Source organism: Corallococcus silvisoli, assembly GCF_009909145.1.
Lineage (GTDB): Bacteria > Myxococcota > Myxococcia > Myxococcales > Myxococcaceae > Corallococcus > Corallococcus silvisoli.
In genome coordinates this window covers 515842-532263 of the sequence record NZ_JAAAPJ010000008.1, presented here as the reverse complement: position 1 = coordinate 532263, position 16422 = coordinate 515842, and the positions used below count along the sequence as shown (strand labels likewise).

Sequence of the window (16422 nt, the reverse complement as noted above, 5' to 3'; positions counted from 1 at the left end):
AAAGGCCCGATGCGGAAGCCACTTCCGCATCGGGCCTTCTGTTTTTTCCGTTCAGGAGGGGGCTAGCAGCCCACTTCGACCGCGCCGATTTCCGGGGCCGCGCCGCAGAAGGGCTGGCCCTCGTCCTGGCCCTTGTCCTGGGCGGAGGCGGAGGGGGCGAAGGTGTCGGACACCGTCACGTCCCCCACGTTGGAGGTGGTGTCCCCCATGGCGGCCTTGAAGGCATCCAGGGCCACGGGCTTGCCGTTGTGCATGAACTGCGCGCCCGCCGGGTAGAGGTTGGAGCTCATCTGGAGCCCCGGCGCCTGGGCGCCCACATCCACGCTCACGGGCGCGTCCACCAGGTTGTTCTCCACGCGCGGGGTCTCCGTGGCGCCGCCCGTGCCGTGGCCCAGGATGATGCCGGCCTTGGCGCGGGTGATGGTGTTGTTCACCACCACGGCGCCCTTCGAGTTCTCCAGGCGGATGCCCGTGCCCTCGCCGCCGCCCGCTTCGGTGATGTCGTGGATGCGGTTGCGCCGCAGGACGACGGACTGGGGCACGGGGCCTTCGTGGTTGCCTCCCACCGCGATGCCCTTGGAGGCGTCGTAGATCTCGTTGTCCTCCACCAGCACGTTGTTGGCGGAGTAGTGGATGACCACCGCCTCGCCCTTGGCCGTGTCCGTCTGCTGGAAGTGGTGCATCCGGTTGTTGCGGATGGTGACGTCGTGGCACGTCTTGATGTCCACGGCGTTCTCCCGGTTGCCGAACAGGTGGTTGTTCTCCACCAGCAGCCCCGTGGCGGGAGGCAGGCTGCTGAAGCCCTCCGGGCCCAGGCACTGCACGGAGTCACCCGAGACGTCGTGGATGTCGTTGTTGCGCACCGTCACGTTGTACGACGCCGGCTGCATCACGATGCCGTGCGAGTCCTTGTTGCCGGTGGTCCGCACGAAGTCGTGGATGTTGTTGTTCTCGATGGTGGGGCCCTTGGCCTGATTGAACATCGTGACGCCCGCGCCACCGGTGCCGCCGTGCACGTCCGAGTTGGCCAGCACGGTGCCCTGCACGTCGCCCTCGAAGGTGACGCCGAAGATGGGCTGCGACTGCACGTCGATCTCGAACCCGTCGATGATCCAGTTCGGTCGGCGCACCTGCACGGCCGCGCCCGCGCCGCTGCCCGGGGTCAGGATGGGGTGGCCCTCGCCCTGGAGGGTGATCTTCGCGTCGGGCGAGCCGGGCTTGGCGTTCTCCCCCAGGATGACGCGCTCGGCGTAGGTGCCCGCCAGCACGCGGATCTTGTCGCCGGGGCCGGCCTTGCCCACCGCCGCGCCGATGGTGCGCAGCGGCGCGTCGGCCGTGCCCTCGGCCGCGTCGTCGCCGCCGGGTGAGACCACCCACTCATGGACGGGCGCCACCGCCGGGATGGCCGTCATGGCCTGGGCGGTGACGGCGGGCTGGGGACCGGGCTCCGCGATGGGGACATGGTCCGCGTGCTCCGGCATCTGACCGGCGGGCGTGTCCTCCACCGGCTGCACGCCGATGGGAGGCGGGGTGCCAGGGTTGCTGGGGGCCTCCGCGGCATTGGCCGTGCCAATGCCGACCCCACCCGAGCCACCGCCGCAAGCGGTGAGCCCGAAGGCCAGGGTCCAGGCGGCCATGGAGGACATCAGGGTGTTTCGCTTCGTCAATCCGTTGCCTCCTCGAATTCGCATGAGCAGGGGCAACGCATGGCGTCGGCCGTTCTATTCACTCCCGGTCATCCGGAAAGGGGCCCGCTGGTGTGGGAGGGAGAACCGTGACGCTCGGCCTCGCGGCGGCTACGGTGCCGCCGCCGTGTCCAAAGCCGTCCTGCTCCTGACCGCCCTGCTGCTCGCCTCCTGCGCCACGCCCGCGCCTGCGCCCTCCCCCGCGTCCAGCACCCGGGGGCTGGGAGAACCGGAGGTCTCCGCTCCAAGCCCCGCCGCGGACGCGGGCGCCATGCCGCCGCCCCCAGCCGCGCCAGGCCTGGAGGATCCGCTCACGTCGGGGCTGCCCGGGCCGCAGGACCTGAAGCGCCTGGACTTCCGCAACGGCGAGCCCCGGCTGCCCATCAAGCTGATGGAGGCGCGCGACGCGGTGACGTTCTCACCGCGAGGCCGGATGCGGCTGCGCTTCGGCGGGCCGGGCGAGAAGGTGCTGGACGCGCCCGCGGGTTCGCGCTGGACGGTGCGGGTCACCCAGGGAGAGCCGGCCCAGTGGAGCGCGCGGCTGCAGTTGGGGGAGTTCCGCTTCGCGGACAAGGCGGGGCTCGCGGAGGCGCAGGAGGCGTGGCGCGCGCGGGGGCTGGCGGTGCGCACGCACACGCTGGGCTCGGTGTACGGCATCGCGGGCAAGGTCATCGACAACCGGCGCTACCTGCTCCTGGGCGACGAGGCCCTGACGCCCGCCGCCGCCGCGGAGAAGCAGGCGGAGCTGCTCCGCCGCTACGGCCTGCGCACGACGCTCTTCGAGGAGGTCCGCAAGCCGTCCAGCGCCATCCTGGAGCTCAAGGACGAGAACGACGCCGTGGTGGGGCTTGGGCAGGACCGGCTGGACGCGGAGACCCAGGACGGCAGCGGCTTCGACGTGCGGCAGGTGGAGTACGGCGTGGGCTACGACTTCCACGCCTTCGAGGACCGCAGCTTCCGCGGGGCGCTCCAGTTCGCGGTGGACCGGAGCGGCAAGCTCGCGGTGGTGAACGTGGTGGGCCTGGAGGACCTGCTCAAGGGGCTGGTGCCCTCTGAGATCTTCGCGCGCGCGCACCCGGAGGCGCTCAAGGCCCAGGCCGTCACGGCGCGGGGCGAGGTGCTGGCGAAGGTGGGCATCAAGCACCTGGCGGACCCCTACCTGCTGTGCTCGGAGCAGCACTGCGCGGTGTACCGGGGCCGCACCGGGGAGGCGGCCAGCACCACCGCCGCGGTGGAGGCCACCCGGGGCGAGGCCCTCTTCAGCCGGGACGGCCGGCTGGTGGACTCCGTCTACAGCGCCGTGTGCGGCGGCCACACCGAGGACAACGACGTGGTGTGGGGCGGCCCGCCCGACCCCAGCCTGCGCGGGCGCCCGGACTTGCTGGAGTCCGCGCCGGACGTGCCGGGACCGTCGAACCTCAAGGCCTGGCTCGCGACCTCCGACGTCCCGGCGGCCTGCAAGCTGTCCAGCTTCGCGCAGCCGTCGAAGTTCCGGTGGGAGAAGCGCTTCACGCAGGCCCAGGTGGACGCGCTCACGGAGAAGCTGGGGGTGGGATCCATCCAGGCGCTCGTCCTGTCCGAGCGCGGGGTCTCCGGGAGGGCCCGGCTGCTCACGCTGTCCGGGATGAAGGGCGCCACCCAGGTCCGGGGAGAGCTGAACATCCGGCGGCTCTTCGGGATGCTCAACAGCAGCATGGCCACGGTGGAGCCCGAGCGGGACGCCGAGGGACGGCTCACCGGGTGGCTCTTCCGGGGGGGAGGCTGGGGTCACGGCGTGGGCATGTGTCAGACAGGCGCCATCGGCCGGGCGGAAGCGGGCCAGCGCTACCCGGAGATCCTCCGCTACTACTTCAACGGGGCGGAGGTCGCGCCCATCTACTGAGGTGAAGAGGACATTTCGCGCTCCCGTTTCGGGGAACGCGAATCTCTTTGATGTCCCGCGTGTTACGGGCCGCACGTTCGGGACTGTAGAAGCGGTCCGGAGGTTTATCATCAGGCCGTGGGCATGGGTTCCTCGACAGACTGGCGTCAGCGACGCGAGCGCAAGAGGCGCGCGCCGCTGCGCTATCTGGTGGCGGGCATCCTGGCGCTCCTGGCGCAGGGCGCGTTCGTGGGCTTCGTGCTCCTGGTCTCCGCCGTGCAGGGAAGCCTCGCACCTGAGAAGCGCCCCGCCCGCCCCACCTCCGTGGCGATGAGGCCGCTCACGTCGGAGCAGTGGGCGAAGAACCGGGGCGCCGCGACGCCCCAGACGAAGCCCCGCCCCACCGAGAAGCGCGAGCCGAAGGAAGAGAAGAAGCCGGACGAGACGAAGCCCCAGGGCCAGGTGGTGGACGTGGCGCCGGGGAATGATCAGCAGTCTCCAGACGCGAAGTACCTGGCCGAGCACAACAACACGGTCGACAAGGAGACGCGCGCCCGGGACCAGACGCCCTTCTACCGCAACGCCATGCCCCAGCGGACGGCGCCCCAGAAGCAGGAGGGCGTGCAGCACGAGCAGGTGCAGCCCCCGCGCGTGTCCGGCAACAACGGCCAGGGCGCGGATGACCGGCCGCAGTCCCAGGGCGGCAAGAAGCCCGTCTTCGAGATGCCGGAGACGCGCCGCAAGCAGGAGATCGCCATGAAGACGGATCCACGGGAGCACGGCCCGGGCATGGCGGTGAAGAACCAGGCGGAGAGCGACGCCGCGACGGGCAACGCGAAGCGCCTGCGCATCCAGCCCGGAGAGGGCGAGGACAGCGAACAGGAGGGCTCCGCCGGCCGCGCCGGTTCCCCGGGCCTGGCGACGTTGATGCCGTCGCAGGCGGCGATGGACCGCGTGGTGGGCGCCGCGCCCAACGACATGCTCCAGGACAAGGAGGAGGGCGACGGCACCTTCCTCAACACGCGCGAGTGGAAGTACGCCAGCTTCTTCAACCGCGTGAAGCAGAGCGTGGGCATGCACTGGAATCCCAACGAGCAGCTGCGCATGCGCGACCCGACGGGCAACATCTACTCCGGGCGCGACCGCCAGACGCTGCTCTCCATCACCCTGGACGAGCGCGGCCAGGTGAAGGACATCCAGGTGGAGAAGAGCAGCGGCCTGGACTTCCTGGACATGGAGGCCGTGTCCTCCTTCAAGCGCGCGCAGCCCTTCCCCAACCCGCCGTCGGGCCTGCTGGGCCAGGACGCGACGGTGCGCTTCCAGTTCGGCTTCTTCATGGAGATGGGCGGCGGGCCGCGGATGCGGCTGTTCCGTCAGTAGCGAGCGCGGGCGCCCCGGCATCCGTCCGCCGCCGGGCAACCCACGTCAACAGGTCCTCGCGGCGGAGGCCCCAGGGGCACTACCCTGCGCCGCCGTGGACGCCCCTCTCACCGACCGCAGTGCCGCGCTCCAGGAGCGCAACCAGAAGGTCCGCTTCGTCCTGTTGGCCATCCTCGTGGCCAACTGGGTGGTGGCCGTGGCCAAGCTCGCCTTCGGGATGATGGCCCAATCCGCGTCGGTGACGGCGGACGGGCTGCATTCGTTCATCGACGGCAGCTCCAACGTGCTGGGGCTGGTGGCCATGGGCGTGGCGTCACAGCCCGCGGACGCGGACCACCCCTATGGGCACGGCAAGTTCGAGGCGCTCGCGTCCCTGGGCATCGGCGCGATGATTGGCGTGGGCATGCTGGAGCTGGGGCGCATGGCGTTCGACTCGCTGATGAACGACAAGCACCCCACGGTGTCGCTGCTGATGGCCGGGGTGATGGGGGTGACGCTCGTCATCAACCTGGTGGTGACGCGCGTGGAGCGGCACTACGGAGAGAAGTACAAGAGCTCGCTGCTGCTCGCGGACGCACAGCACACGCTGTCGGACGTGTTCGTCACCATCGCGGTGCTCATCTCCCTGGCGCTCGTCGCGCTGGGCTTTCCGCGCGCGGACGGGCTGGTGGCGCTGGCGGTGATGGTCTTCGTGGCACGGGTGGCGTACGGCATCGTCCGGCAGGCGGTGGGCATCCTCTCCGACACCGCGCGCCTGGACCCCGCGCAGGTGTCCCAACAGACGCTGGCGGTGGCCGGCGTGCGCTCGTGCCGCGACGTGCGCAGCCGCGGCATGGAGGAGAGCGTCTACGTGGACCTGAAGATCGAAGTCGACCCGCAGCTCACCACCGCGCAGGCCCACGAGGTCGCGGACAAGGTGGAGGCGACGCTCCAGGGCGCGTACCCGCAGGTGGTGGACGTGGTGGTGCACGTGGAGCCCGCGCGGCTCCGCTAGACGCCCGCGGGCGGCGAAAACACGAGGGCCGCCTTCCGATGTCCTGGAAGACGGCCCCGGTGACGACTTCGGAGGGACGGAGCGCTACGCGACCTTCTGCGCGGGCGTCTCGTAGTCCTCGATGGGCGGGCACGAGCACACGAGCTTCCGGTCCCCGAGCACGTTGTTCAGGCGGCCCACGGACGGCCAGAACTTGTTGTCACGCACCCAGGCGGTGGGGAACACGGCCTGCTCGCGGGTGTAGGGGCGGTTCCACTCCGGCGCGGTGAGCGTGCGCGCGGTGTGCGGCGCGTTCTTGAGGACGTTGTTGTCCTTGGGCGCGCGCCCCTCCTCCACGTCGCGGATCTCCTGGCGGATGGCGATCATCGCGTCGCAGAAGCGATCCAGCTCCGCCTTGGACTCGGACTCCGTGGGCTCGATCATCAGCGTGCCCGCCACCGGGAACGACACGGTGGGCGCGTGGAAGCCGTAGTCCATGAGGCGCTTGGCCACGTCCTCCACCTCCACGCCCGCGGTCTTCTTGAGGGGGCGCAGGTCCACGATGCACTCGTGGGCCACCCGGCCGCGCTTGCCCCGGTAGAGCACCGGGTAGTGCGGCTGGAGCCGCTCCGCGACGTAGTTGGCGTTGAGGATGGCCAGCTTCGTGGCCTCCGTCAGGCCCTCGCCGCCCATCATCTGCACGTACATCCAGGAGATGAGCAGGATGCTGGCGCTGCCCCACGGCGCCGCGGAGATGGCGCCAATGGCGTCCGCCCCGCCCGTCTGGATGACCGGGTGTCCGGGGAGGAACTTCACCAGGTGGCTGGCCACGCAGATGGGGCCCATGCCCGGGCCGCCACCGCCGTGCGGGATGCAGAAGGTCTTGTGCAGGTTGATGTGGCAGACGTCCGCGCCCACCAGGCCCGGCGCGGTGAGCCCCACCTGCGCGTTGAGGTTGGCGCCGTCCATGTACACCTGGCCGCCGCGCTCATGGATGGTGGAGCAGATCTCCCGGATCTCCTCCTCGAACACGCCGTGCGTGGAGGGGTACGTGACCATCAGCGCGGCCAGCCGGTCCTTGTACTCGTCCGCCCGGGCGCGCAGGTCCTTCAGGTCGATGTTGCCGTTCTCGTCGCACTTCGTGACGACGACCTGATAGCCCGCCATCACCGCGGAGGCCGGGTTGGTGCCGTGCGCGGAGGACGGGATGAGGCACACGTCGCGGTGCCCCTGCCCTCGCGCCTGGTGGTACGCGCGGATGACGAGCAGGCCCGCGTATTCGCCCTGGCTGCCCGCGTTGGGCTGGAGCGAGCATCCGGCGAAGCCCGTCACCTGCGACAGCGCGTGCTCCAGCTGCTCGAAGATGACCTTGTAGCCGGCCGCCTGCGAGGTGGGCGCGAACGGATGCAGCTTGCTGAACTGCGGCCACGTCACCGGGATCATCTCCGCGGTGGCGTTGAGCTTCATGGTGCAGCTGCCCAGCGGAATCATGGAGTGCGTGAGGGACAGGTCCTTCGCCTCCAGCCGGCGCACGTACCGCAGCATCTCCGTCTCGGAGTGGTAGCGGTTGAAGACCGGGTGCGTGAGGTACGCGCTCGAGCGGCGCACCTCGGCGGACAGCGGGCTCTCCAGGCTCGCGGCCACCTCCTCCAGCACCACCGGCGCCGCGGACTTGTTCGCGCCCTGGATGAAGGCCGTGAGGATGTCCTCCACGTCCTTCGCGCGCGTCGTCTCGTCCAGCGCCAGGCCGAGCGTCTTCTCGTCGATGCGGCGGAAGTTCATCCGCGCGCCTTCCGCGGCGGCCAGCACGCCCCGCACCTGCGGGGGCGTCAGCTCCACGCGCAGCGTGTCGAAGAACTGGTCGTGGCGCGGCTTGAAGCCCAGCTTCGCGAGGCCGCGGGCCAGCACCACGGTGAGCCCGTGCACGCGCTCCGCGATGGCCTTGAGCCCCTCGGGCCCGTGGTAGACGGCGTACATGCCGGCCATCACGGCCAGCAGCACCTGCGCGGTGCAGATGTTGCTCGTGGCCTTCTCGCGGCGGATGTGCTGCTCGCGCGTCTGGAGCGCCATGCGCAGCGCGGGCCGGCCCTGCGCATCCTCGGACACGCCGATGAGGCGGCCCGGCATCACGCGGGTGTACGCGTTCTTCGTGGCGAAGAAGGCGGCGTGCGGACCGCCGTAGCCCAGCGGCACGCCGAAGCGCTGCGCGCTGCCCACCGCCACGTCCGCGCCGAACTCGCCCGGCGGCGTGAGCAGCGCGAGGCTGAGCAGGTCCGCGGCGACGACGAGCAGGCCGCCCGCCGCGTGCACCTTCTCACCGAAGGCGCGGTAGTCGTGCACCACGCCGTCGGTGGCCGGGTACTGCACCAGCGCGCCGAAGAACTTCTTCTGGGACAGGTCCACCGTGCGGTGGTCGCCCACGACGACCTCCACGCCCAGGGGGAGCGCGCGCGTGCGGACCACGTCCACGGTCTGCGGGTGGCAGCCCTCGGAGACGAAGAACGCGCCGCCGGTGCCGTCGCCCTTCGCGTGCATCGCGAGCGCCATGGCCTCCGCGGCGGCGGTGCCCTCGTCGAGCAGGGAGGCGTTCGCCACCTCCATGCCGGTGAGGTCCGTCACCATCGTCTGGAAGTTGAGCAGCGCTTCCAGACGGCCCTGGGCGATCTCCGCCTGATAGGGCGTGTACTGGGTGTACCAGCCCGGGTTCTGGAAGATGTTGCGCAGGATGACGTTGGGGACGTGGGTGTCGTGGTAGCCCATGCCGATGAAGGACCGGAACACCTGGTTCTTCGCCGCGATGGCCTCCAGCTGCGCCAGCACCTCGTTCTCACCGCGGCCGGCGGGCAGGCGCAGGGGCTCCGGGGAGCGGATGACGGGCGGCACGGCGCTCTCGATGAACGCGTCGAGCGAGTCCACGCCGAGCGTGGACAGCATCTGCTTCACTTCAGGGGTCTCCGGGCCAATGTGGCGGCCGGCGAAGGACTCCTGGTACTTCCAGTTGAGGGACATGGTCGGAAGGGCTCGCGGGTGGTGCGGAAAGAAGTCAGCGTCCGAGCGGGCTCGGGGCTCCATGGAGCGTCACTAACAATCGGGACGCGCGACTTCTTGCGTGCGCGGGACTACTTCAGGAGCGCGCCGTAGGCGGCGGCGTCCAGGAGCTTGTCTGTCTGCCCGGCGTCCTGGGGCTCGACCTCGACGATCCATCCGTCCCCGTACGGGTCGGTGTTGATGATGGACGGGTTGCCGGTGAGCGCGTCGTTCACCTTGACCACGGTGCCGGAGATGGGCGCGAACAGGTCCGACACGGCCTTGGTGGACTCGATGACGCCGAAGTTCTTGCCCTCCACCAGCCGGGCGCCCAGCTTCGGCAGCTCCACGTAGACGACGTCGCCCAGGGACTCCTGGGCGTGGTGGGTGACGCCGATGACCACGGTCTTGCCGGTGATCCGGGCCCACTCGTGTTCCGGCGTGTACTTCAGGTCCTGCGGGATGGTGTCAGACATGGAGGCGGCTCCTCGCAAAAGGTGCGAACGGGAGGGAATCAGGACTTCTTGAGGAAGGGGGTCTTCACGACGACCGCGGGCACGGCGCGGCCGCGGATCTCGACGTCGAAGGTGGAGCCCTCGGTGGAGAGCGCCGTGGGCACGTAGCCCATGCCGATGGGCTTCTTCACGGTGGGGCCCTGCGTGCCGCTGGTGACCTCGCCCACGCGGGCGCCGTCCTTGAGGATGGGGTAGCCGTGGCGCGGGATGCCGGCGCCCGTCAGCTCGAAGCCCACCAGCTTGCGCGGCACGCCCGCGGCCTTCTGCGCGACGAGCGCGTCCTTGCCGATGAAGCCGCCCGGCTTGTCCAGCTTGACGATCCAGCCCAGGCCCGCCTCCAGGGCGGTGTGCGCGTCGTCGATGTCGTTGCCGTACAGCGCGTACTTCATCTCCGTGCGCAGCGAGTCGCGCGCGCCCAGGCCACAGGGCTTCACGCCGTCCGGCTGCCCGTTCTCCAGGAGCGCGTCCCAGAGCTTCACGGCGTCCTCGGCGGCGCAGTAGAGCTCGAAGCCGTCCTCGCCGGTGTAGCCCGTGCGGGAGATGATGGACTTCACGCCGGCCACCTCCCCTTCCGTGAAGCGGTAGGTGCCCACCTTGGACAGGTCCGCCTTCGTCAGGCGCTGCACCAGCCCCACGGCCTTCGGGCCCTGGACGGCGATCTGCGCGAACTCGTCCCCGCGGTCCACCGGGGTCACGCCCTCCGCGCGCGCCTTCATCCAGGCGAAGTCCTTCTCGCGGTTGCTGGAGTTGACGCAGATGAGGATGCGCTCGGGGCTGAAGCGGTAGGCGACGACGTCGTCCACGAAACCGCCCAGGTCGTTGAGCAGGCCCGCGTAGACGGCCTGACCGTCCTGGCAGCGGGCAAGGTCGTTGGAGATGAGCCGGTTCACGGTCTCCAGGGCGCCGGGCCCGGAGAATTCAATTTCCCCCATATGCGAGACATCGAACAGGCCGACGGCATTGCGCACGGCCTCGTGCTCGGCGATGACGGAGGAGTACTGAACCGGCATGTCCCAACCGACGAAGTCGACCATCCGGGCCCCCAGCTTGCGGTGGGCCTCGTTGAGGGGCGTACGCCGGGTCATTGACTTCTCCATGGCAGGGGTGGCGAAACGGCGCGGACTATAGCGGCGCACCTTCTCCGATCAAGGCCGACGCGGAAGGGACTAAACTCCTCCCGACATGAAGATTCGCAACTGCCTCAACCCTTCCCGACCGAGCTTCTCGTTCGAGTTTTTTCCTCCCAAGACGGACGCGGGCGTGGCCGCGCTCCTTCGCACGGTGGAGGAGCTCGCGCCGTTGGACCCGGGGTTCGTGTCGGTGACCTACGGGGCGGGCGGCAGCACGCGCGACCGGACGGTGGAGCTGGTGACGCACATCAAGCAGCACACCGGGATCGAGGCCATGGCGCACCTGACGTGCGTGGGGCACACCCGCGACGAGCTTCGTGACGTGCTGCGCCGGCTCGGCGCGGCAGGCATCGAGAACATCCTCCTGCTGCGGGGGGACCCCCCCCAGGGGCAGACGACGTTCGAGCCGGTGCCCGGGGGCTTCCGTTACGCGGAGGAGCTGGTCCGATTCGTCCGAGAAGAGGATTTCAACTTCTGCCTGGGGGGTGCGTGCTATCCGGAGGGCCACGTGGAGACGGCGTCGCGCGAGGACGACCTCCGGCATCTGAAGGCGAAGGTGGATGCGGGGATGGACTTCGTGGTGACGCAGCTCTTCTTCGACAACGCCTTCTATTTCGACTTCGTGGAGCGGGCGCGGCGGGTGGGCATCAATGTCCCCATCGTCCCCGGCATCATGCCCATCACCAACTACGAGCAGGTCCAGCGCTTCACGCGCATGTGTGGCGCCACGGTGCCCATGCGTCTGGCGCTGCAGATGGAGCGCGTGAAGGATCAGCCGGACGCGGTGGTGCAGCTGGGCGTCGCGCACGCCACGGTGCAGTGCATGGAGCTGCTGTCGCGCGGCGTGCCGGGCATCCACTTCTACACGCTGAACAAGTCGCCCGCGACGCGGATGATCGTGGGCGCGCTGAGGGGGCGGTCATGAGCGGTCCAGGTCCGCAGCTCGCGCCGGGAGATCCGCGCATCAAGGTCTTCGAGATCGTGCGCTTCCCGGCGTTCTTCCTGCTCATCGTCGGCGTGCTGCACGTGGTGTTCAGCCTGCTGGGGGCCGTGCTCGCGGCGCTGAAGGTGGTGTCGCCCTTCTCGCCCCCGGGCGGGCCGCCGGTGGTGCTGGAGTTCACGCTGGGGTTCTCGCTGGCCATCCTGGGCGGCATCCTCTGCGGGGTCCTCGCCATCTGGGGCGCGTGGAGCGCCATGAACCTCAAGGGGTATGGGCTCGCGACGGTGGGCGCCATCTGCGCGCTCTACACGCTGACGCCGGGGTGCTTCGCGGGGGTGCCGGTGGCGGTGTGGATGCTCTTCACGCTGCGCCGCGAGGGAGTCAGGGAGGCCTTCGCCCCATGAGCCCGCGGGCCGTGCGCACCGTTCGCTTCCTGCTCACGGGCCTGGGGAATGTGGGAGTGCCGCTGCTGGAGATCCTCCGGTCGCGCGCGTCGCTGTTGATGGAGCGCTACCGGCTGGAGCTGCTGCCGGTGGGGCTGGCGGACTCCGGTGGCGCGGCGGTGTCGCCGACCGGGCTGGACGTGGCGGCGGTGCTGGCGGTGAAGCGGGCGCGGCACTCGGTGGCGTCGCTGCCTGGTGTAGGACGGCCGGGGATGAGCGGGCGCGCGCTGGTCCGCGAGGTGAAGGCGGACCTGCTGCTGGAGGCCACGCCCACGAACCTGAAGGACGGGCAGCCCGGGCTGGACATCACGCGGGACGCGCTGATGCGGGGCATGCCGGCGGTGCTCGCGAGCAAGGGGCCGCTGGTGTTGGGCTTCCAGGAGCTGGCGCGCCTGAGCGACCTGGAGTCGCCGGGCCGCCCGCCGCTGCGCTTCAGTGGCGCGGCGGGCGCGGCGATGCCGCTGGTGTCCTTGGGGCGCGGCGACCTGGCGCTGGGGAAGCTGGGCCGGTTCGAGGGCGTGCTCAACAACACCAGCCAGCTGCTCCTGAGCCGGATGTCGCAGGGCCAGTCATATGACGCGGCGCTGAAGGAGGCGCAGGCGCTGGGCATCGCGGAGGCAGACCCGGCGCTGGACGTGGACGGCTGGGACACCGCGAGCAAGCTGGTCATCCTGGCCAACGCGGTGATGCGCGTGCCCGCCGTGCTGAGCGACGTGGCGGTGACGGGGATGCGTGGCGTGACGCGCGAGCAGTTGGACACGGCGCGGGCGAAGGGCGGACAGGTGTTGCTGCTGGCTCGAGGGGAGCCGCTGGGCGAGGAGCGCTGGGAGTGGAGCGTGCGGCCCACGGCCGTGGATGCATCCCATCCCCTGGCGCGGCTGGGCCCGATGGAGATGGGCGCGGTGTTTCGCAGCGACCTGCACGGCGTGAACACCCTCATCAACGCCGAACAGGGCGCGCGGGGCACGGGCGCCGCGATGCTCAAGGACGTGCTGGAGATCTTCCCGGACTGAGCGCGCCTCTTCCCGCGAAGTCCGTGGGGGTATCACGGGCCGTGAAGGAGTTGTGCGAAGCTCCTGGGCGCCCAGGCGTGTCCCGGTTGGAAGTCCGGGCGCGAAAGGGGATGCGCCGGCCCGGAAGGCCGGCTCCGGCCTTCCACCCGCGTGAACCAGCGACTCCAACTCCGAGGTACACCATGAAGCTGCGACTCCCCTCCCTCACGAAGGTGGCCCCCCTCCTGATGCTGTTCGCGGCGGCGCCCGCGTTCGCGGCGGAGAATGCCCAGACGGCGACGTCCGTGGAGGCTCCCGTCGAAGGCGGCGGCGGAGAAGGCATCTGCTCCGTCTGCGGGCCCGCTCCTTGCTGCGTCATCCTCTGGACCGCGTGGTGTGGCTGCCCGTTCGGCGGCAGGGATGATCGCCTGGAGAGCCGCGCGGACGAGGCGCCCGCGGAGGAGCTCCTGGCGTGCCGACCCCAGGTCTCGCCCCCCATCGCGCAGGAGCAGGGCAAGACTTTGTAGTCCCTGAGCGTAGGCATGGGTGTCCGCCCGGGCTGACGGAGTCCGGGGGACACGGTGCCTCGGCTCCTGGTTCTCCCAGGAGCAGCTCAATCCATTGGGAGTCGTTCGCATGAACCCGCTGCGTGCCTTGACGTTGTTTGCGCTCCTCTCCAGCGGGTGCGCCACGGCGCCCGCTCCCCGCGCGGCGCCCCCTGTCCCCGATACCGTCGCGCTGGATGCCGAAGCAGCACGCGCGATGGCCGCGACCGGCGCGAAGGGGCTGGCCATCGCGGTGATCGACGACGGGCGCGTGGTGGCGACCAGGGCCTACGGCGCGCGCGACGCGAAGGGAGAACCGCTTCGGACAGACACGGTGATGTATGGCGCATCGCTCACCAAGACGGTCTTCGCCTATCTGGTGATGCAGTGGGTGGACGAGGGCCGCATCGACATGGCCTCACCGATCGCGCGGTACCTGGACAAGCCGCTGCCCGCCTATGCGGACGAGGACCATTACTCCACCTGGTCGAACCTGGCCGGCGACGACCGCTGGAAGGCCATCACGCCGGGCATCCTGCTCACCCACAGCGCGGGCTTCGCCAACTTCGGCTTCCTCGAGCCCGACGGTCGGCTGCGCATCCACTTCGCGCCCGGCAGCCGGTATGCGTACTCGGGTGATGGCATCATGCTGCTGCAGTTCGTGCTCGAGCGCGGGCTCAAGCTGGACGTGGGCACCGAGCTCCAGCAGCGCGTGTTCGACCGCTTCGGAATGCCCAACACAAGCCTGCGATGGCGTCCGGACTTCGCGCGCAACCTGGCCGACGGATGGACTGCCGACGGCAGCGTGGAACCACACGACGAACGCAGCACCGTGCGTGCGGCCGGCTCCATGGACACCACGATCGACGACCTGTCTCGCTTCGCGGCGGCGCTGGTGCGCGGCGAAGGCTTGTCGCCCCGGAGCTTCGCGGAGATGACCGCGCCGCACCTGCCCATCACCACCCGGAGCCAGTTCCCCACTTTTCAGGACGAACTGCCGCCCGAAGCGCGTCGAAACGATCTGGCGGCGGGCCTGGGGCTGGTGGTGTTCGACGGCCCGCAGGGGCGTGGGTTCTACAAGGGCGGACACAACGACAGCACGGGCAACACCCTCGTGTGTCTGCACCGCGGACGCCGCTGCGTGCTCATCCTGGCCAACGACGTGCGCGCCGAGGCCGCGTTCCCCCACCTGGTGCGCTTCGTGTTGGGGGAAACCGGTGTGCCCTGGGCCTGGGAGTACGGTGACAAGGCCCTCTGGGACGGCCACTGAGGCACGCGCGAAGACAGGCGCCTATTTCACGGCCAGGAGCCGTTGCAGCAGCGGCTCCACCAGCTCCTGGCCTCGCAGCTCCGAGCGCCAGCGGTGTGGAATCCCGCTCAGGCCATACTTCAGGCCCGCGATGCCACCTGCCACCGCGGCGGTGGTGTCGGTGTCGTGGCCCAGCCGGATGGCGGCCTTGACGACCTCCTCATAGGTGCTGCCTTTCGCCACGCAATCGCGAGCGGAGCGCAGGCAGTCCACCACGTAGCCGCCTCCCGTCCCTGGAGTCAAGTTGTCCGGGCGGAGGTGAGCCTCCAGCTCTTCCCGCTCGGGGGAGCCCTCTCCATACAGGTCGCGGAAGGTGGCGAGGGCCGCGTCCCACGGGTCCGCCGCGCCCTCCAGGATGCGGCGGGCCCAAAGGCAATACAGCGCACAACACACCCGAGAGCGCACGTGGCCATGCGTGACACGCGACTGCTCCATCGCGTCCGTCACGAGCGAGGCGTCCGGCCCCTGGTGCCACAAGGCCAACGGCAAGACCCGCATCAGGGAGCCATTGCCATTGTCCATCGTGTCGCTGGGGCCCGCGAGCAGCGCGGGCGTGCCGTCGCGAAGCCGTCGCAGCGCCGCGCTGGTCTGCACGCCCACGTCGAACACTTCGCCCTCCACCGCCAGGTAGCCCCAGTCCTGCCAGTTCACCAGCCGCCGGCCCAGGTCCTCGCAGTCGAGCCGCTTCTGGTACGTCAGCGAATCCAGGAGGCACAGCGCGTGGGCCCCGTCGTCCGACCAGGTGCCAGGAGGAACCCCTCCATGCGCGCGTTGAAAGCCCGGGGGCGGCGTGTATTCGATTGCCTCCAGGGCTGGAATTGTCTCGGGGCGATGAAATTCATAAGGGACGCCCAAGGCATCTCCGATGAGCAGGCCATACATCCCCCCTGCGATGCGCTCTTCACGACTCACCATTTCGCCCTCCGCCAACCCACTGTCGAGGCCCCAGGATAGACTGTGTTCGCAGTTCCCTTCCACCCTGGAGACAAGGTCATGGCATGGCGGACGCTCACGAAGTCGGTTGGAATGGGGGTCGGCGCGGGATTGCTGCTGCTCGCGTGCGGGCCCGAAACAACGGCGCAGGACACGGCGCCAGCGGACTCGAAGACAGACGACCGGGTGCACGCCATGGCGCCGCCCGACAGCTGTGACCCGTGGGAGGACCACGGCTGGTGTCTCGTTTCCGGCAGCAAGGTTACTTGCAACAATGGCATCCAGATGTACGCGTATCACACCCCGGATGGGTGGTGCATCAACGCGGACGTCTGCAAGAACGCCGGTGGTCCCATCATCTGCCCGGAGTGGTGATTCCCATGCGCATCCAGACCTTCATGAAGACTGTCGCTGTTGTGTTTGGCACGGGGATGCTGCTCGCGGGGTGCGGGACGGATGCAACGCCCCTGGAGGAAACGTCGACACCCGACGACACGGTCCACGCCATGGCGCCGCCCACCAGCTGTGACCGGGAAGCCGACGTCGGCTGGTGCCGGATCACGGCCGACAAGGTCCGCTGCGCCAATGGCCGCTACATCTATGCCTATTCCACGCCAGACGGCTGGTGCATCCAGTACGACGCCTGCAAGAACAACGGCGGCCCGTACATCTGCGGTCTGTAGAACAGG

General features: G+C 69.7%; 15 protein-coding genes. 10 read left to right on the top strand and 5 right to left on the bottom strand.

Annotation, left to right across the window (positions count from 1 at the left end; all coding sequences use genetic code 11):
• Window positions 1–62: 62 nt before the first annotated feature.
• Window positions 63–1691 carry a right-handed parallel beta-helix repeat-containing protein gene (locus GTY96_RS18695; RefSeq protein ID WP_407926979.1) on the bottom strand — a complete coding sequence of 543 codons (1629 nt, stop codon included), beginning with the start codon at window positions 1689–1691 and terminating at the stop codon, window positions 63–65.
• Between GTY96_RS18695 and GTY96_RS18690 the strand changes: the two genes are divergently transcribed.
• From GTY96_RS18690 to GTY96_RS18680, 3 genes are all read left to right on the top strand, one after another.
• Complete coding sequence (locus GTY96_RS18690) at window positions 1690–3567, top strand: SpoIID/LytB domain-containing protein (RefSeq protein WP_201756166.1); 1878 nt, start codon at window positions 1690–1692, stop codon at window positions 3565–3567. The two genes, GTY96_RS18695 and GTY96_RS18690, sit on opposite strands and share 2 nt — an antisense overlap.
• 117 nt (window positions 3568–3684) lie before the next feature.
• A complete protein-coding gene (locus tag GTY96_RS18685) occupies window positions 3685–4926 on the top strand; it encodes an energy transducer TonB family protein (RefSeq protein ID WP_143901355.1) in 1242 nt (413 codons plus the stop codon).
• A 94-nt stretch (window positions 4927–5020) separates the two neighbouring features.
• Window positions 5021–5920, top strand: coding sequence for a cation diffusion facilitator family transporter (locus tag GTY96_RS18680; RefSeq protein WP_143901357.1), 900 nt, complete (start codon window positions 5021–5023; stop codon window positions 5918–5920).
• An 84-nt stretch (window positions 5921–6004) separates the two neighbouring features.
• Here GTY96_RS18680 and gcvP read toward each other — a convergent pair whose 3' ends face one another.
• The 3 genes from gcvP to gcvT form a co-directional block, all read right to left on the bottom strand.
• Window positions 6005–8908: an aminomethyl-transferring glycine dehydrogenase gene (gene gcvP, locus GTY96_RS18675; RefSeq protein WP_161665402.1), complete on the bottom strand. Its 2904-nt coding sequence runs from the start codon at window positions 8906–8908 to the stop codon at window positions 6005–6007.
• A gap of 110 nt (window positions 8909–9018) precedes the next feature.
• Window positions 9019–9402 carry a glycine cleavage system protein GcvH gene (gene gcvH, locus GTY96_RS18670; RefSeq protein WP_161665401.1) on the bottom strand — a complete coding sequence of 128 codons (384 nt, stop codon included), beginning with the start codon at window positions 9400–9402 and terminating at the stop codon, window positions 9019–9021.
• 38 nt (window positions 9403–9440) lie between these two features.
• The gene (gene gcvT / locus GTY96_RS18665) at window positions 9441–10526 is read right to left on the bottom strand and encodes a glycine cleavage system aminomethyltransferase GcvT (RefSeq protein ID WP_143901363.1); all 1086 of its coding nucleotides are present in this window, start codon (window positions 10524–10526) and stop codon (window positions 9441–9443) included.
• 97 nt (window positions 10527–10623) lie between these two features.
• Between gcvT and metF the strand changes: the two genes are divergently transcribed.
• The 5 genes from metF to GTY96_RS18640 all read left to right on the top strand — a co-directional run bounded on the left by metF (window position 10624) and on the right by GTY96_RS18640 (window position 14761).
• The gene (gene metF / locus GTY96_RS18660) at window positions 10624–11496 is read left to right on the top strand and encodes a methylenetetrahydrofolate reductase [NAD(P)H] (protein WP_143901365.1); all 873 of its coding nucleotides are present in this window, start codon (window positions 10624–10626) and stop codon (window positions 11494–11496) included.
• On the top strand, window positions 11493–11915 hold the full coding sequence (locus GTY96_RS18655) for a hypothetical protein (protein ID WP_143901367.1): 423 nt from the start codon (window positions 11493–11495) through the stop codon (window positions 11913–11915). The genes metF and GTY96_RS18655 overlap by 4 nt, the downstream gene beginning before the upstream one ends.
• The gene (locus GTY96_RS18650) at window positions 11912–12967 is read left to right on the top strand and encodes a hypothetical protein (protein WP_201756164.1); all 1056 of its coding nucleotides are present in this window, start codon (window positions 11912–11914) and stop codon (window positions 12965–12967) included. The genes GTY96_RS18655 and GTY96_RS18650 overlap by 4 nt, the downstream gene beginning before the upstream one ends.
• A 182-nt stretch (window positions 12968–13149) precedes the next feature.
• Complete coding sequence (locus GTY96_RS18645) at window positions 13150–13473, top strand: hypothetical protein (RefSeq protein WP_161665400.1); 324 nt, start codon at window positions 13150–13152, stop codon at window positions 13471–13473.
• 109 nt (window positions 13474–13582) lie between these two features.
• Window positions 13583–14761, top strand: a complete 1179-nt coding sequence (locus GTY96_RS18640; RefSeq protein WP_161665399.1) for a serine hydrolase domain-containing protein — start codon at window positions 13583–13585, stop codon at window positions 14759–14761.
• 21 nt (window positions 14762–14782) lie between these two features.
• Here GTY96_RS18640 and GTY96_RS18635 read toward each other — a convergent pair whose 3' ends face one another.
• Window positions 14783–15715 (bottom strand): ADP-ribosylglycohydrolase family protein, encoded by a 933-nt coding sequence (locus GTY96_RS18635; protein ID WP_161665398.1) that lies wholly within the window; start codon window positions 15713–15715, stop codon window positions 14783–14785.
• A 78-nt stretch (window positions 15716–15793) separates the two neighbouring features.
• Here GTY96_RS18635 and GTY96_RS18630 point away from each other — a divergent pair, with 78 nt between their 5' ends.
• Both GTY96_RS18630 and GTY96_RS18625 read left to right on the top strand, forming a co-directional pair.
• Window positions 15794–16108 carry a hypothetical protein gene (locus tag GTY96_RS18630; protein ID WP_161665397.1) on the top strand — a complete coding sequence of 105 codons (315 nt, stop codon included), beginning with the start codon at window positions 15794–15796 and terminating at the stop codon, window positions 16106–16108.
• A 5-nt stretch (window positions 16109–16113) separates the two neighbouring features.
• The gene (locus GTY96_RS18625; RefSeq protein WP_143901388.1) at window positions 16114–16416 is read left to right on the top strand and encodes a hypothetical protein; all 303 of its coding nucleotides are present in this window, start codon (window positions 16114–16116) and stop codon (window positions 16414–16416) included.
• The last annotated feature ends 6 nt before the right edge of the window (window positions 16417–16422 follow it).

What these genes read in the sequence shown, in the direction of transcription:
- GTY96_RS18640 (WP_161665399.1), top strand. Translation starts at nt 13,583, where the DNA reads ATGAACCCGCTGCGTGCCTTGACGTTGTTTGCGCTCCTCTCCAGCGGG.
- gcvH (WP_161665401.1), bottom strand. Translation starts at nt 9,402, where the DNA reads ATGTCTGACACCATCCCGCAGGACCTGAAGTACACGCCGGAACACGAG.
- GTY96_RS18630 (WP_161665397.1), top strand. Translation starts at nt 15,794, where the DNA reads ATGGCATGGCGGACGCTCACGAAGTCGGTTGGAATGGGGGTCGGCGCG.
- GTY96_RS18650 (WP_201756164.1), top strand. Translation starts at nt 11,912, where the DNA reads ATGAGCCCGCGGGCCGTGCGCACCGTTCGCTTCCTGCTCACGGGCCTG.
- GTY96_RS18635 (WP_161665398.1), bottom strand. Translation starts at nt 15,715, where the DNA reads ATGGTGAGTCGTGAAGAGCGCATCGCAGGGGGGATGTATGGCCTGCTC.
- GTY96_RS18695 (WP_407926979.1), bottom strand. Translation starts at nt 1,691, where the DNA reads ATGCGAATTCGAGGAGGCAACGGATTGACGAAGCGAAACACCCTGATG.
- GTY96_RS18655 (WP_143901367.1), top strand. Translation starts at nt 11,493, where the DNA reads ATGAGCGGTCCAGGTCCGCAGCTCGCGCCGGGAGATCCGCGCATCAAG.
- GTY96_RS18690 (WP_201756166.1), top strand. Translation starts at nt 1,690, where the DNA reads ATGAGCAGGGGCAACGCATGGCGTCGGCCGTTCTATTCACTCCCGGTC.
- GTY96_RS18625 (WP_143901388.1), top strand. Translation starts at nt 16,114, where the DNA reads ATGCGCATCCAGACCTTCATGAAGACTGTCGCTGTTGTGTTTGGCACG.
- gcvT (WP_143901363.1), bottom strand. Translation starts at nt 10,526, where the DNA reads ATGACCCGGCGTACGCCCCTCAACGAGGCCCACCGCAAGCTGGGGGCC.
- metF (WP_143901365.1), top strand. Translation starts at nt 10,624, where the DNA reads ATGAAGATTCGCAACTGCCTCAACCCTTCCCGACCGAGCTTCTCGTTC.
- gcvP (WP_161665402.1), bottom strand. Translation starts at nt 8,908, where the DNA reads ATGTCCCTCAACTGGAAGTACCAGGAGTCCTTCGCCGGCCGCCACATT.
- GTY96_RS18645 (WP_161665400.1), top strand. Translation starts at nt 13,150, where the DNA reads ATGAAGCTGCGACTCCCCTCCCTCACGAAGGTGGCCCCCCTCCTGATG.